The organism is Gemmatimonadaceae bacterium (assembly GCA_019637445.1).
Taxonomy (GTDB): domain Bacteria; phylum Gemmatimonadota; class Gemmatimonadetes; order Gemmatimonadales; family Gemmatimonadaceae; genus Pseudogemmatithrix.
In genome coordinates this window covers 208,549-223,601 of record JAHBVS010000002.1, presented here as the reverse complement: position 1 = coordinate 223,601, position 15,053 = coordinate 208,549, and the positions used below count along the sequence as shown (strand labels likewise).

Sequence of the window (15,053 nt, the reverse complement as noted above, 5' to 3'; positions counted from 1 at the left end):
GTGAATACCAGCGAAAGGCGGGGCGTCGGCCTGAACCCGACGCACAACCTATGATTCCATCATGTCAGACTCTGCCGCAGGGACCTTCGTCACGTAGTGACAGGTGATATCTGTCACCTATGGGTGACGTCAAAGGTTCGACCCAGGGGGAGCAGCGGCGCGGCCGGGCGCGATCAGCTATTTCGTGACGTTCGTGCCGGGATCGCGCTCGACTTGGACTGTATAGTCCGTGGCCAGTACAAGCACGCTGGCGACGGCAGCCCAGAATGGCAGCAGCGCGGTCGCGGCGATGCCGGCGTTGAGCGGCATATCGAGCAGGACTCGGCCCTCGGGATTCCGCAGGATGATGCGGCGGACATTGCCTTCCTTGACCAGTTCCTTCAGCCGCTCCATCAGTTTGGCGCCGCTGACCTTGAACTCTTCCATCGTGCTGCTCATCGCGCCGCTCCGCGTGGGGGTTGCTGGATAGTACGCGGACTGCACGCCGGAGGATTCAGCGCCGCGCACGGGCGCGGGTGCAGCCGAACGGCGCGGAGCGCGCGTTGGCATAGCGGCATCTCACGCCGCGGCCTCAAGTGATCTCGACGAGCGCAATCTGATACGCCGTGGTCCGTTCCCAGTGCAGCAGGCGTCCCACCGGGCGCAGGAAACGGCGAAATGCCAATCCGGTCCAGAAGTTCACGTGACCGGGGTCTTGCCCGATCCCGAGTGCGATGGACAGCGCGCAGAGGCCGCGGAACACTGGCTCGAAGGGCACCGAAACCAGCAGGTGTCGAGACGTGACCCGAGCGAGTTCGTCGCGGACCCTGTCGGGTGTGGGAATGTGCTCCAGCACCTGAGAACAGAGCACGGCATCGAATGTCGAGCTCTCGAACCGGAGCTTGGCTAGGTCCTCGACGCGCCACTCGTGATGTGGGGCGCGATCCCGCGCGAAGCGCACCGCGCCGGGGCTCAGGTCCACCCCAGTCCAACGCCCGCGATATCCGCGGGCCGTCATTCCCCGCTGCACGTAGCCCTCGCCGCAGCCAGCGTCCAACACGTTCTGTGCCCCACATTGATCGAGCAGGCTGCCCATCCGGTCCAGGTAGCGATGCAGCGCACGCTGGTAGAGTCCGTTCCCGTACTCCCACTTCCGCAGGTTGTTGGAATCGTGCGCGAGGACGGATGTCGCCATGGATGAAGTGACCTGTGGTGATGGTCGGCAACGCATCGCGCGTCCGTGACGCGCGCGTGATGCGCCCCAACGTATGGTTACAGAGTCGGGCATCCAGCCTCTCGCAGTACCGTGGCTCAACCGTGACCGCCCCGTGCCACAGGCCCAATCTGTCCCGCCACGGGGACAACTCGCCGTCCCCGCCGTTTCGGAATGCAACACCACTTGCGCCAACGACTTAGCTATCGGAACTTCGGGTTGTCCGCGGGTAAGACGGCACGGAGGCACGCCGACGTGAGTGCGCCTCTTGAGGTGACACGCGTGTCGGGACACACGTCGCCAACGTCTCGCACTGCTGGAGGGCTCATTATGCGATCGCTCATTCGATTCGGACTCGGCCTCGTGGCCCCGCTCGCCCTCACGTCCATCGGCGAGCCGCAGCTGGCGAAGGCGCAGGACGCCGCGGTGCAGGCCACCGCCGACGATCCGTGGACCTCGGAGGAGCTCGAGAACCTGCTCGCGCCGGTCGCGCTGTATCCCGACCCGATTCTCGCGCAGGTGCTCGTCGCCGCCACCTACCCCGACCAGATCCGCGCCGCCGCGGCCTACGTGGAGCGCTACGGCACCGCGGGCCTCGACGAGCAGCCCTGGGAGATCAGCGTCAAGGCGGTCGCGCACTACAAGCCCGTGCTCAACCTGATGGCCGAGGGTGAAGACTGGACGATCGCGCTAGGCCAGGCCTACGCCACCCAGCCGCAGGACGTGATGGACGCCGTGCAGGGCCTGCGCCGGATGGCGAACGCGCAGGGCAACCTGGTCACGGACGAGCGGCAGCGCGTGGTCGTCGAGCGCGAGGTGATCCGCATCGAGCCGGCGCAGCCCCGTGTCATCTACGTGCCGACCTACGATCCGGCGGTCGTGTACTTCCGGCCGATCTACGTCGCGCAGGCGCATCCCTCGTATTGGTCCTGGGGCGTGTCATGGCCGGTGGGCGTGTGGCTGACGTATGACTTCGACTGGTACAGCCACCGCGTCTACCACCACGGCTGGCACGTGCACGGCCCGCACTGGGTCGTCGTTGCGCGGCCCTGGGTGGTGATCTCGCCTTGGTACGTGGCCCCGCGCCACACGACCATCATCGTGAACCGCGGCATCGTGAATCGGCGCTTCAATCCGTATCCACTGCGCCGCTACACGGTCGTGCACAAGAACACGAACTTCGATCGTCGCGGGAACTGGGACCGCCGCGTTGGCAAGAACGACGGCCGCCCCGACCGCGTGAACCGCGCGACTACTGGCGATCGCCGGGCGGCTCCGGTGCCCACGGGCTCGCGCGTGGCGGATCGTCGCCAGGTGTTGCCCGAGCGTGCGCCGACGTCGGCGCGCCGCGTGACGCCGATCTCCGGTGGCCCATCGGACGACCGTCGCACCGATGCCGCGCGTAGCGAGCGTCGCACGCCGACTCCGGTCGGCGGGACCCGTGCCGCCAGCGAGCGCACGAGCAACGGGACCTGGAATCCGCGTGCTGACCGCGGTGATCGTGGTGCGCAGCCGAGCACCAACCGCAGTAGCATGCCAGATCGCAGCCGCTCGGAAGCCACGCCGCGTCCTTCGACCGTTCGCGACGCGGTGAGCGCCACACGGCAGCGCGCACCAAGCGCGCAGCCCTCAGCGCCCTCGCGCAGCTCGACGGCTGCGCCACGTAGTTCGGCACCGAAGCCGTCGGGATCCGCGCGTGGATCCAGCAGCAGCCGTCCCCCGAGCGCCGCGCGTGGCTCGAGCGGCACTCGTTCCAGCGGAAGTGCCCGTCCTTCCAGCAGCGGCAGCCGCTCCAGCGGTTCCGCCCGCAGCTCCAGCGGGAGCGGCAGCCGCAGCAGCAGTGGCCGGGGCAGCAGCAGCCGTCGCCCGGAGTAGGCTGAACGCAGGGCGGTAGCAGTGGTCGAACGGGGGCGGTCACCACACGGTGGCCGCCCCCGTTCGCTTCGTGCCGAGTGTCTAGCGCGAGCACACCAGCTTGGCCGCATGCTGCCAGCCAAGGATCCAGGCCGTGTCGCCCACAACCACGGGACGCGTGGAGGGCACGAGATCAAGCGGCCAGGAGTCGTTGATGTTCTCGCCGATGACCGCCCCAGTGCGGGAGTCCAGTGTGTGAAGGGAAAAGTTGTTGGCCAGGAGGACGGCACCGCAGTTCGCCAACCCGCGGAGGCTCCCGTCGAACTGCGTTTCCCAGATCGTGCTTCCGGTGCCGAGGTCCAGGGCGCGCACGGTCTTGTCCACCGAGGCAAAGAACACCGTGTCGCCACGGATGATCGGCGGCGCGCGCGAGCCGTACCATCCGAACGGGCCACGGAAGTGCCAGCGCTGCTCGCCGGTGGCCCGATCCAGGGCCATCACGTTGTTGCTCCCGTAGTCGGCCACGACAACCGCATCGTCCGCCACCGACGGTTCGGATATGCAGTAGTTGTACTCTTCCTCGAACTTGATGATGTGCGTCCAGAGCACCTCGCCGGTCGTGGCGTCCATCGCCACCACCGGGCCCTGGGTCAGCGCGCCGTTCATCGTGAGCGCCTGTTCGCCGCAGATGTACAGCACACCTCCGGCGACGGTGATCGCACGGGCGAGGGCGGGATACGGATCCGTGCCGGCGAAGGTTTGCCGCCAGCGCTCGTCGCCGGTCTGGACGTCGAGCGCGAGGACTTCGTTGCCCACGCCGACATACCACACTCCGTTCGCCGTCGCGGTGACGTGATAGATGGCGCTGGACGGGAGGGCGATGCTCCATCGTTCGACGCCGGTCGCCGCGTCGTGTGCGCGCGCCCGATCCGTGGCGGCGAGGACCAGGCCGTCCGCGTACACGGGGGTGCCGGCCCAATAGTCCTCACTGAACGGAATGGACCAGAGCACGGCCCCAGTCTCCATCGACAGCGCCACCAAGTCGCCGTCCGCTGACTCGGCGAACAGGCGCGTGCCGTCCGTGGCCACCGGTGACGCGAGGAAGATGAACGGGTTTGGCACCTGGTAGACCAGCGATGTCGACTGTGGCCGGCCGCCCGTACCGGCGATGCGGGAAGGCTCGAACAAGTCGCACCCCGCCACGAGAACCGTGGCGAGGGCGACCAATGGGCGGAGGCGGGAGCTCACGGCGTCGTTCCCTTGCTGAAGGACGCGAGGGCCTCCCGTGTCGACAGCAGCACGCGCGGGCTCTTGGTCTGCCCAGAGTGCGAGTCGGATTCCTTGGGAGACGCAGCGAAGCGCCGAGGTTCGTACCGGCCCGGTGCGTCGGGATACCGCTGAGACGGCGCGTGCACGAGGCCGTCTGCGGCTTCGCCGTTGCGCGCCACCAGATAGTTCCAGGTCGCGTCCACCCGATTCATCAAGTTCATGATGCGCCCCGTGAGGTCGTAGATCAGGTACAGCAGGTAGGACTGGTACTGCTGGGTGTACCACTGCACCACCGAGGTGGCGTAGCTGCAGCCCGGCCAGAAGTCGCCGAAGTCCACGCGCTGGCAGGTCGGCGCGCTGGAGCGATGCACCGTGAACAACAGGAACTGACTGATGGCGTTCGCGAACTGCAAGCTGCTGTAGACCTTCTCCACGTCCGTCACCAGGGCGTCACCGCCGGGCCGGCGGCCGGCCTGCAGGTTCTCGTAGGGGCTGCGGTCATCACCGATCATGCGGGCGAGACTCCAGCGCGCCTTCGGGGTGGTCTCGATGCTGGCACGCTGGAACTGCTCGTATCCGGCGTTGAGCTGTGCCAGGAACGGCGAGCCCGTGCGGAGGTTCCCAAGGGCCGGAAAGGTGCGATCCAGTCCCAAGGTGATCTCGCCGACGAGGACTTCGTATGCCCAAGTCGAGATGAAGTTGCAGACGATGTCGAGATAGCAGGACGGTGCCATCGCCTGCAGCATCGCGTCCGAGACGAACTCCGACGGCACGTCTGCGAGGTAGGCGCCGCGATTCGGCGTACCGATGGTAATGACCGAGTTCACCAGCTCGGGATAGCGTTGGCCGAAGCGACGGGCCACCAGTCCACCCTGACTGTGCCCGATGAACACTTGGGGCACGGTTGACTTCGACGTCAGCTTTTGGCGCAGGTCGGTGACCTGGTCCTCGACTGAGCGGCTGGACTCGAGACTGAAGGCGCGACTGCGGGAGATCGGAATCGACGCCGATAGCGCGTAGTCGAACACCGAGAAGGTGCTGGCATCCGAGCACAGGCCGTGCTGATAGACGACCTGGATGCCGTTCTGCACATTGCGCACTCGGTCGAAGTCTCCACCACCACGCGGGCAGCTAAGGATGTTTCCCTCTGGGTCCGGCGAAGGCCGATGCAGGACGCTCGAGACGATCGCGGGTGCGGCGGCAGCGGGTGCTGGCCGCACCGCCTCGATGACCCCGGGGCCGGTCGGCGCGGCAGACCTCCGCTCCTTCCGCTCCTTTCGCCTCTTCTCGCGCTCATCCTCGCGCTCCGGATTGCGATGGAAGCTGCGGTACCTGATGCGGCTGACCTGCTTCCTCGCGCCCTTTCCGCGTGCATCCGCACGCGTGACGCTAGACGTCTCGATCAGCTGCCAATCCGGCTCCGCACCGAACGCCGATGGCACCTTACGGTAGCGCTGCAGCATCTCTGAAGGTCCGCCCCGCGTGGCGGCCGAGGCATCGGCTTGCCAGCGCACCTCGCGGATGCCGCCGACGTCTGTCACGGTGGCGCCGCCAGGCGCATCGCGGAGCTCGGCCATCGGGAGGCAGCTCGGGTCGCCGGGCTGGCAGCCAGGCTGCGGCAGTGGCGCGAAGGGGAAGTAGGCGTCGTCGAGCGTGCTGGGCGGCAGGCCGAGCAATGCCATGAACGACTCGTAGAGCTCGCTGAACTGGCGATCACCGGCGTAGTCGTAGAGGTTCACGCGGCCGTACTCCAACCGCGCCGACGCGATCGTGGGGTTCTTGTTCTGATCCTCGAACCAGGTGCCGAAGCGAACGGATCCATCCACGGCATAGCCGCCCTCGACGTAGACCGCCTCGCTCTCACTGCGAGGTAGCGGCAGGCCGGCCGGCGCTTCGTCCAAGTACTCCGTCGTCGTCTCGACCACCGCGCTGAAGTGTGAGTCACTGAGGTCGATGCCCTCGTCGCGCATCTGGAAGGCGGACGTCACTCCATTGTGGAGCTGGGCCGGGCTCGCAGTCGGTGCCTCGAGGGAATCGGTGCAGGCCGCCAGCAGCGTGAGGCTGAGGGCCAAGGGAACAACAGGGCGTCGCGGACTGCGCATAGAAACCTCCGGGGTGGGTTGCGGTGGATCGCGCTCCCGGACGCGCGACGGCGAACGCGCGAAGGTGTCCCTGCGTTTCTCTCCCTGTGGCATCGTTCCCACGCCGTCACCGGCTTGTCATCGCCGCGGATGCCGCCATCTTCCTAGGCGTCACTTCCCCCAGACCTCCCGGAGTCCTGATGTCATCCCGTCTGCGCAGCCTCCTCGCCCTCGTCACGCTGGCCGCCGCGCCGGTCATCGCGACCGCCCAGGGCAACGCCATGCACTCGATGCACCACCAGTTCCGGCTGGTGAAGGTCGTCGATTCGCTGGTGGTGCCGTGGAGCATGGCCTTCCTGCCGAACGGCGACATGTTGGTGACGGAGCGGCCCGGGCGCCTGCGCATCGTGCGCGGCGGCAAGCTGATGCCGACGCCGGTGGCTGGTGTGCCGGAGGTCGTCAGCGGTAACCAGGCCGGCTTGCTCGACGTGGTGCTGCACCCGCGTTTCGCGCAGAACCGGCTCGTGTACATCTCCTACTCCAAGCCGGAGTCAGGCGGCGCGCGCAACACCACCGCCGTCATTCGCGCGCGCTTCGAGAACGACCGCCTCAACGACGTGCAGGAGATCTTCCAGGCCAACGCCTGGTCGCAGGGCCGCGGCCACTACGGCTCGCGCCTGGCCTTCGACCGCGACGGCTACCTCTTCATCACAGTCGGCGACCGGCAGGTGCCACCGCAGGGTGATCTGGACGCGCTGATGGCGCACCCGGCGCAGGGCCTAATGACGCACCACGGCAAGGTCATCCGTCTGCACGACGATGGCCGCGTGCCGGCCGACAATCCCTTCGTGGGACGCAGTGACGCGCTGCCGGAGATCTACAGCTACGGCCATCGCAACCTGCAGGGCCTCATCGTGCATCCCGTCACCAACCAGGTCTGGGAGACGGAGCACGGCCCGCAGGGCGGCGACGAACTCAACCTCATCGAGGCCGGCAAGAACTACGGCTGGCCCGTGATCGGCTTCGGCGTGAACTACCGCACGGGCACGCAGATCCATCCGTCCACGGTGCGCGAGGGCATGGAGCAGCCAGTGAAGGTGTGGGTGCCGAGCATCGCGACGTCGGGCCTGATGGCCTACACGGGCAATCGCTTCCCGGGCTGGCAGGGCAGCGTGTTCTCCGGCGGCCTCAACGGCCAGCAGCTGGTGCGCATCAAGCTCGACGGCAACCGCGTGGTCGAGGAAGAGATCGTGCTGCGCGACCAAGGCCGCATCCGCGACGTGCGCCAGGGGCTGGACGGGCTCGTGTACATCGCGGTCGAGGACCGCGGCGGCGCGCCGACAGCGATCTGGCGGCTGGAGCCGGTCGGGCGCTAAGGCACGATTCGCCGGACACTCCCGCGCCCCGCTGCGGCGACAATCTCGAGCGAAAACGCCGCCGCTGAGCCTAGCTCACCGGCGGCGTCTTTCTGTCATCCAGTGGCGCGAAGTTCGAAAGGAAGCGCAGCTCCTCCGCCGACAGGCTCTGCATCCCCTCCGCGTTGATCTTGTCGAGGATGCGGTCCACCTCCTCGCGCGTGAGTTGGTGCACGCCCTCGAGATTGAGGTTCTCCTTCCGCAGCGTGGGGGCGCGCATCTTCATCACGCGGGGCTCCACGGCGTTGACGCGCTCGCGGAAGCGCCGATGACCCGAGTTGCGCTGCACATACCAGAGATAGGCCCAGGCGCCGACGTAGCCGCCTAGGTGGGCGAAGTGCGCCACGCCGTCCCCGCGCTGGCCGATGCCGAACCAGAGGGCCATCACCGTGGTGATGATCACCAGGACGCGCGCCTCGAGGGGAATGATGCCCCAGATGTAGATGCGCTCGCGGGGCCAGAACATCGCGAAGGCCATCATCACGCCGAACACGCCCGCCGAGGCGCCGATGATCGCCGCCCGGGGCGTGAAGGCCAGCGAGGCCAATGCGCCGGTGATGCCGCTGATGAAGTACAGCAGCAGGAAGCGGCGTTCCCCGAGGCGGGCCTCCACGCGCGAGGCGAAGAAGAACAGCCCCAGCATGTTGAACAGCAGATGCGTGAGGCTGCCGTGCAGAAACATGTAGGTGACGATGGACCACGGCCGCACGAGGATGAGCCGCGGCACGAAGACCATCAGGTCGAGCAGCGCCGCCGGCAGGAAGCCCTGCAGCGCGAAGATCGCCACGTTGGCGATCAGCAATCGCATGACCCAAGGTGTCATGGAACGGGCTTGTCCATCAGTTGGCGTGACAGGTAGGTGTACTCCAGCGCAGAGCGCCGCGCGGTCTCCACGAGATTCGCCGCCGCCGAGTGTCCGCCGTCCGTGTTCTCATAGTAGAGATACGGGTACCCCAGCGACTCCAGTTTCGCCGCCGCCTTGCGCGCGTGACCAGGATGTACGCGGTCATCCTTGGTCGACGTGAAGATGAACGGCGTTGGATAGTTCTTGCCCGCGGCCAGCGCCTGGTAGGGCGAGTACTTCGCGATCCACGCCCGCTGCTCGGGGATATCCGGATTGCCGTACTCGCCGATCCAGCTCGCACCGGCGAGCAACTTGTGGAAGCGCATCATGTCGAACAGCGGCACGCCGATGATGACCGCGCTGAACAGGTCGGGGCGCCGCGTCATCGCCACGCCCATGAAGAGGCCGCCCTGGCTGCCGCCACGAATGCCGAGTCGCCGCGGCGAGGTGAAACCCCTGGCGATCAGGTCCTCTGCCACGGCAATGAAGTCCTCGTGCGCGCGGTCGCGGTTCGGCCCCAGCGCCGCCTGGTGCCAGGCCGGTCCGAACTCGCCGCCGCCGCGCGTGTTGGCCACGGCGTATGCCCCGCCCCGCTCCAGCCAAAGCTTGCCGAGCACGGCGCTGTATCCCGGAAGCTGCGAGATCTGGAATCCGCCGTAGCCGTAGAGAAGCGTCGGCGTGGATCCGTCGCGCGGTGCGCCTTCGCGACGCACGAGGAAGTACGGGATCTTCGTGCCATCGGCGCTGGTGGCTTCGTGCTGCTCCACGATCAGGCCCGTGGCGTCGAACTTGGCCGGCGCCGCCTTGACCGTCTCCGCCGTGCCGCGCTCCGCGTTCACGTAGAGCAGCGTCTGGGGCGTGAGATACCCGGACACGGTCACAAAGAGATTGTCATCAAGCCGTGAGGCCGCACCCAAGCCTACCGTGACGTTCTCGGGAATAGGCAGCTTGCTGCGCGCCCAGCCGCTGCCCTCACGGCGATACGCGTATGCGGCGCCACGCACATTCTCGTAGAGCGCAATCACCGCGCGCGTGCGCGTCAGGCGAATGGACTCGATCGACTCGCGCGGTCCCGGGTGCAGCATCAACTCCGGCACCGACGCATCGGGTCGCGTGAGCAGCGTCCGCAGGTCATAGCTCAGCACGTCGCCGGCGACGAAACCCTGCCAGGCCTCGTTGGTCGTGAACAGCACTCGGTCACCGAGAATCCCGTGGATCTGGTGTCGCTCGGGGAACGGCAGTCGGCGCGTGCCCGTCGCCGTCAGGTGGTGGATCTCGCGCTCGTAGAAGGTCCGACCTCGCGAGAGCAGCGTGGCCTGCACCACGCCCGCCGCATCACGCAGCACGAAGGCGCCCGCCGAGACATCGCTGCGCTCGCCGCGGTACACCTCGGTGGCGCGTTCAATGGGCTGGCCGCGAATCACGCGCTTCACCACATAGGCATAGCCCGACGACGTGAGCTCGCCCGGCGCCCATTCGCGCGACACGAGCAGTGTGTTGCGGTCCACCCAACTCGCGCCCTGCTTGCCTTCGGGGAAGCTGAAGCCGCCCTCGATGAAGCGGCGCTCAACGGCATCGTACTCGCGGATCGTCACCGCGTCCTTGCCACCGTCGGAGAGCGAGACCAAGCAATAACGCTCCGCCGGCTCGAGGCAATTCGCCCCACGATAGACCCAGTTCCTGTCCTCGGCCTTGGCCAAGGCATCCACGTCGAGCGTGACCTGCCAGTTGGGGCTGTCCGTGCGATAGCTCGCCAAATCCGTGCGGCGCCAGATGCCGCGCACGTGCTCGGCGTCCTGCCAGAAGTTCGTGATGACCGAGCCGCTGAAGCTTGGGAAGGCGATGCGATCCGTGGCATTCACGATCTCGAGCGCGTTGCGCTGCAGGCCTTCGAAGCGTGCGTCACCCTGCAAAACACCAAGCGAGCGCGCGTTGCGCTCGTGCACCCAGGCCAGCGAACGCTCTCCCTCGACGTCCTCGAGCCAGATGAAGGGGTCGTCAGGCGTCGCCGCAGGAGCCGGCGGTTGCTGGGCCACGAGGGCCAGCGGGACCAACGAGAGGGCGGCGAGCGCCGCGCGGAGCGAGAATCTCGGCATCGCGGGGGTCCGGGAAGAATGGGACAACGTGGGAAAGATACCCGGCGGACCCCTGAGTTGAACCCGACGCGGCGACGAAGAACGAAGTGCGGCGCCTCCTGAAGTTTGAGGCTGATCCCGCGGCGCGTCCGTGCGGCACAACTCCGGTGGCGGCCCCATATGGGGGCCGCGCCGTGCCATCCTACGGCGAAGGCGGAGTGATTGCCGTCGAATCCGGCAGGGCGAACGCGACGATGCTGTCGGCCTCGCCCCAAAACCCGCCACCGCCGGCAGCAATGACGACGTACTGCTTGCCGCCGTGCGAGTAGGTCATCGGCGTGGCCTTGGCGCCGGCGGGCACGTCGCCGCGCCAAAGTTCGCGGCCGCTACGCGAATCGAAGGCGCGGAACGAACGGTCGGCCGAGGCGCCGATGAACACAAGGCCGCCCGCGGTGACAATCGCACCACCGAGATTCGGCGAACCCCACTCGGCGGGGCCCAGATTGCCGTCCGGCAGGCGCAGCGTGCCGAGCGGCACCTTCCAGGCGATGTTGCCGTCGCGCAGGCTGACCGCGACCAGCGATCCAAAAGGTGGTGGCGAACAGGGCAGCCCACTTGGCGCGCGCAGGATGCTGCGGCGCATCACGTAGCCCGTGCCGCGCATCCGCGTGAACTGGTCGCCGGTGCGCGAGGAGATCTCACGCGCCGCGTCGGCATCGAACTCGCGATCGGGAATCAGCTGCACGTCGGCGATGAGCTCGTTGACGGGCACGATGGCCAGGTCATTGAGCGCGTCAACCGCCACGCCGCCCCAGTGCGCGCCGCCGATGTTCGACGGCGTGACCAAGGTGCCGCGACGGCTCGGTGGCGAGAAGATCGTGCCGCCATCGAGCGCGCGCAGCGCATTCTCGCAGAAGCTGCGGTCCTCCTCGTTGATGCCCCAGGCGTCCGCTGCCGTGCGCCGGTGCGGCGACAGCGGCGGCGTTCGCACGGTAAACGGCTGCGTCGGCCAGGCCTCCTCGGTGGAAATGCTGCTCGGCGGCACCGGGCGCTCCTCGACGGGAAACACCGCATCGCCAGTCTCGCGATGCAGCACGAAGAGCATTCCCGTCTTGGTCGCCTGCAGCACCACCGGCACGCGCGCGCCATTCTCGCGTACGACTTCCGCCAGCGCGGGCGGCGATGCGTTGTCGTAGTCCCAGAGATCGTGATGCACCGTCTGGAAGTGCCAGGCGACCTCGCCCGTGCGGGCGCGCAACGCGACGATGGAGTTGGCGTAGCGATTGTCGCCGGGCCGAAGCCCACCGTAGTAGTCGGGCGCTGGGCTCGAGGTGGGCACGAAGATCAGTCCGCGCGCCACATCCGCGACGAGCACCGACCAAGCGTTCGCACCGCCCGTGCGCCGCGCCGACCCGCCGCGCCAACTCCGCTCCTGCATCGCCTCGTCGTCCTGCGGAATCGGGTACCAGGTCCATCGCAAGGCGCCCGTGCGGGCGTCGAAGGCGCGCACCTCGCCGCTCGCGGGGTTTGCGCGCGAGTTGTCGGCAATCGAACTGCCCACCACGACCAGGTCGCCGATCACCAGCGGCGGCGAGGTCTGCTGGTACGCCTGAAACTCGAAGGGGGCGATGCGCAGACGGCGGCGCAGGTCGACTTCCCCGTCGCGACCGAATCGTTCGCAGGGCACGCCCGTGAGTGCGTCGAGCGCGATCAGGCGGGCATCGATGGTGGCGACGAAGATGCGGCGGCGACAGGCGCCACCCGGCGCGGCGGCCGGGTCGAGATACGTGGACACGCCTCGACTCGTGAAGTCGCCGTAGCCGGCGTTGATGTTCACTTGCGCGTCGTAGCGCCAGCGCACAGCCCCTGTGCCTGGGTCCAGCGCAATGACGCGCCCGAGCGGCGTGCTGATATACATCACGCCATCCACCACGATGGGCGTGACCTCAAGCGATGGCGGTGAGCCGCGCTCGACGCGTGTCCCGAGCTCACCGGTCTGGAAGGTCCACGCGACCGTGAGCGCGGAGACGTTCGCCGTATCGATCAGCGCGAGCGGTGAGAAGCGCGACCCGCCGGCATCACGGCCGTAGTTCGGCCACTGCGCGGCGGTCTGCGCCTGGACGGACACGCTGGCACCTGCGAGGATCGACAGGGCGACAAGTGCGCGCCGGGGCGCGTCCCGTAGCATAGTGCTGAGAATGTGCGGCAGGCCGCGGACGACCGCAACGCCGTTACTTGGGCGTCGTGCGTCCCACGATGACGGTGATGTTGTCCGTCCCGCCGTCGTCGAGCGCGGCCTGCACCAGCCGCTCACACGATTCCTTGGCCGTGGACGCAGACTCGAGGATCTCCGTGATGCGCTCGTCGCTCACGTGCTTCGTGAGCCCGTCGCTGCAGAGCAGATGGATGTTGCGCCAGTCGGCGTTCATCGGCGTGACGACGGGCACGCTCTCGTCCGAACCGAGCGCGCTGGAGAGCACGTTCGCCAGCTTCGACGTCTTGGCCGCCTCGCGCGTCATCGCGCCGACTTCAATCAACGACTCCGCGAAGGTCTGGTCGCGCGTCACCTGCGTGAGCACGCCCTCGCGCAGCAGGTAGTAGCGGGAGTCGCCGAGCTGCAGGAGGTAGTAGCGCGGCCAGACGCCGAGGAAGAGCGTCAGCGTGGTGGCCATCGTGCCCGTGGCACCGGTGGCGGCGCGACGCGCCAGGATGGCCTCGTGCGAGCTCAGCGCCGCGCGCTGCAGCGCCTCGGCGAAACCCGACTCATTGTCCTCGCGCCCGAGATAGCAGGCCATCGAGTCGTTCACGTAGGTCAGGGCCGACTGCAGCGCGGTGGCACTGGCCTCTTCCCCACCCACCCCGCCGCCGACGCCGTCGGCCACCATCGCAATGAACGCCACCCGGTCTTCCCCCACCGAAAAGGCTTCGGTGTCGGGCAGGCTGGTGGCGTTGATCTGCAGGCGCTTGTAGACCGAGGCCAGGAGGTAGTGGTCCTGGTTGTTCTTGCGCACGCGCCCGGGATGCGTCATCCCGAAGACGTCGATCTCGTCGTCGCGGGGCTTGCGGCTAACCGGCGGAAAGTCGGCCATACGGACCTCCAGCTTTGGCTCGCCCAAATGGGCACGGCGGGGGCGTGGGTCCCGAACGTACCCCCGGGACCCGCAGCTCGCTAGCACGACGCGGCGCGGGTCCGGACCGGTTCGCGGCCTACGATCTCGGCAGCGTCACCCACCACGGAAAATCGTGGCTTGTGGCGTGGACCGCAGTCGTCACCCAGATGCCTTGGTATCCCGATGCGGCCGGCGGCGTGAACGTGACCGCATAGTCGCCGCCCGGAATCGTCGGGAAGGTGAACTGTCCCTGGGCGTCCGTGGTGGTCTGGCCGGCCATCTCACCGAGCTGCATGCCACCGGTGGTGTTGGCGGTCAGGGGAAACGCGCGCACGATCACGCCGGCGATGCGCGGCGAGGTGGCGAGCGTGTCACCGCCGGTGCCCGGTGCGTTCGGGCCGCGGACCGTGCCGCGGAAGTAGCCCGGGCTCAGCTCGCCGGTCGGCGGGGTGACGGGGTTGCCGCTGCTGTCCTGAGGTGAGCCGAGGACGAGTCCGGCGAGCGGCGAGCGCTCGGCGGGGCCGGTGGCATCCTGGCAGGCCGTGATGGCGACGGCGGTAAGCACTGCAAGCAGCGCGCGGCGAGGCGTGCGCATAGGGATCTCGGGTCTGGACTGTCTCGGGGGGCGGGCACCGGCAGGTGCTCGCGGAGCGCAGAGGCTCGACTGCATTACCCCTGAGGGTCGACCGTTGTCACCTGTGGCTTGATCTAGCGTTCCGGCGGCGTGGAGCGGCTGCGGGACCTCTCGGCGCCCATTGCTGAGCGCTACACGTCCGCGTCGCGTCGGCGCAGCAGCGTTCGTACGAGGCGGGCGAGCACCGGCCCCTGCTTCAGCTCACACTCCCAGACCACGTGCACGTGCCAGCCGGCGGCGCGTAGGAATGTCCGCACCCGGCGGTCGCGAGCGACGTTTGTCTCGATCTTGTTGCGCCAGAACGCGGCGCGGGTCTTGGGCCACTGTCGTCTGCGACCGCCGCAGTCGTGATGGTGCCAGAAACAGCCGTGCACGAAGACCACCGTGCGAATGCGCGTGAGGACGATGTCGGGGCTGCCGGGGAGGTCGCGCTGGTGGAGGCGGAAGCGAAGGCCAGCGGAGTGGATGGCGCGGCGGACGATCAGCTCGGGCGTGGTGTCCTTGCCGCGGATCGCGGCCATGATGCGGCTACGGGTGGCGGAGACTCGGCCTCGGGGCATGGTCGGAATCTACGCCCCT

The 15,053-nt window shown here is 67.9% G+C and carries 12 protein-coding genes; 2 read left to right on the top strand and 10 right to left on the bottom strand.

Features of this window, described 5'->3' with window-relative positions; translation table 11 throughout:
- Positions 1-177: 177 nt before the first annotated feature.
- On the bottom strand, positions 178-438 hold the full coding sequence (locus KF709_11190; GenBank protein MBX3174969.1) for a DUF4342 domain-containing protein: 261 nt from the start codon (positions 436-438) through the stop codon (positions 178-180).
- A gap of 133 nt (positions 439-571) precedes the next feature.
- Positions 572-1,174 (bottom strand): methyltransferase domain-containing protein, encoded by a 603-nt coding sequence (locus KF709_11185; protein MBX3174968.1) that lies wholly within the window; start codon positions 1,172-1,174, stop codon positions 572-574.
- A gap of 348 nt (positions 1,175-1,522) precedes the next feature.
- Here KF709_11185 and KF709_11180 point away from each other — a divergent pair, with 348 nt between their 5' ends.
- A complete protein-coding gene (locus KF709_11180) occupies positions 1,523-3,067 on the top strand; it encodes a DUF3300 domain-containing protein (protein MBX3174967.1) in 1,545 nt (514 codons plus the stop codon).
- Positions 3,068-3,148: 81 nt separating this feature from the next.
- On the opposite strand, the gene KF709_11175 is transcribed toward KF709_11180, so the two are convergent.
- Positions 3,149-4,294 carry a PQQ-binding-like beta-propeller repeat protein gene (locus KF709_11175; protein MBX3174966.1) on the bottom strand — a complete coding sequence of 382 codons (1,146 nt, stop codon included), beginning with the start codon at positions 4,292-4,294 and terminating at the stop codon, positions 3,149-3,151.
- A complete protein-coding gene (locus tag KF709_11170; protein MBX3174965.1) occupies positions 4,291-6,417 on the bottom strand; it encodes a hypothetical protein in 2,127 nt (708 codons plus the stop codon). The genes KF709_11175 and KF709_11170 overlap by 4 nt, the downstream gene beginning before the upstream one ends.
- Positions 6,418-6,596: 179 nt before the next feature.
- On the opposite strand from KF709_11170, the gene KF709_11165 reads away from it, so the two are divergent.
- On the top strand, positions 6,597-7,772 hold the full coding sequence (locus KF709_11165) for a PQQ-dependent sugar dehydrogenase (protein ID MBX3174964.1): 1,176 nt from the start codon (positions 6,597-6,599) through the stop codon (positions 7,770-7,772).
- Between the two features lie 70 nt (positions 7,773-7,842).
- Here KF709_11165 and KF709_11160 read toward each other — a convergent pair whose 3' ends face one another.
- The 6 genes from KF709_11160 to vsr form a co-directional block, all read right to left on the bottom strand.
- Positions 7,843-8,619: a rhomboid family intramembrane serine protease gene (locus KF709_11160; protein ID MBX3174963.1), complete on the bottom strand. Its 777-nt coding sequence runs from the start codon at positions 8,617-8,619 to the stop codon at positions 7,843-7,845.
- Between the two features lie 11 nt (positions 8,620-8,630).
- The gene (locus tag KF709_11155; GenBank protein ID MBX3174962.1) at positions 8,631-10,751 is read right to left on the bottom strand and encodes a S9 family peptidase; all 2,121 of its coding nucleotides are present in this window, start codon (positions 10,749-10,751) and stop codon (positions 8,631-8,633) included.
- A gap of 181 nt (positions 10,752-10,932) precedes the next feature.
- On the bottom strand, positions 10,933-12,858 hold the full coding sequence (locus KF709_11150) for a pyrroloquinoline quinone-dependent dehydrogenase (GenBank protein ID MBX3174961.1): 1,926 nt from the start codon (positions 12,856-12,858) through the stop codon (positions 10,933-10,935).
- A 103-nt stretch (positions 12,859-12,961) separates the two neighbouring features.
- On the bottom strand, positions 12,962-13,819 hold the full coding sequence (locus tag KF709_11145; protein MBX3174960.1) for a serine/threonine-protein phosphatase: 858 nt from the start codon (positions 13,817-13,819) through the stop codon (positions 12,962-12,964).
- A gap of 118 nt (positions 13,820-13,937) precedes the next feature.
- A complete protein-coding gene (locus tag KF709_11140; GenBank protein ID MBX3174959.1) occupies positions 13,938-14,435 on the bottom strand; it encodes a carboxypeptidase regulatory-like domain-containing protein in 498 nt (165 codons plus the stop codon).
- Positions 14,436-14,605: 170 nt separating this feature from the next.
- Positions 14,606-15,034, bottom strand: a complete 429-nt coding sequence (gene vsr, locus KF709_11135) for a DNA mismatch endonuclease Vsr (protein ID MBX3174958.1) — start codon at positions 15,032-15,034, stop codon at positions 14,606-14,608.
- Positions 15,035-15,053: the final 19 nt, after the last annotated feature.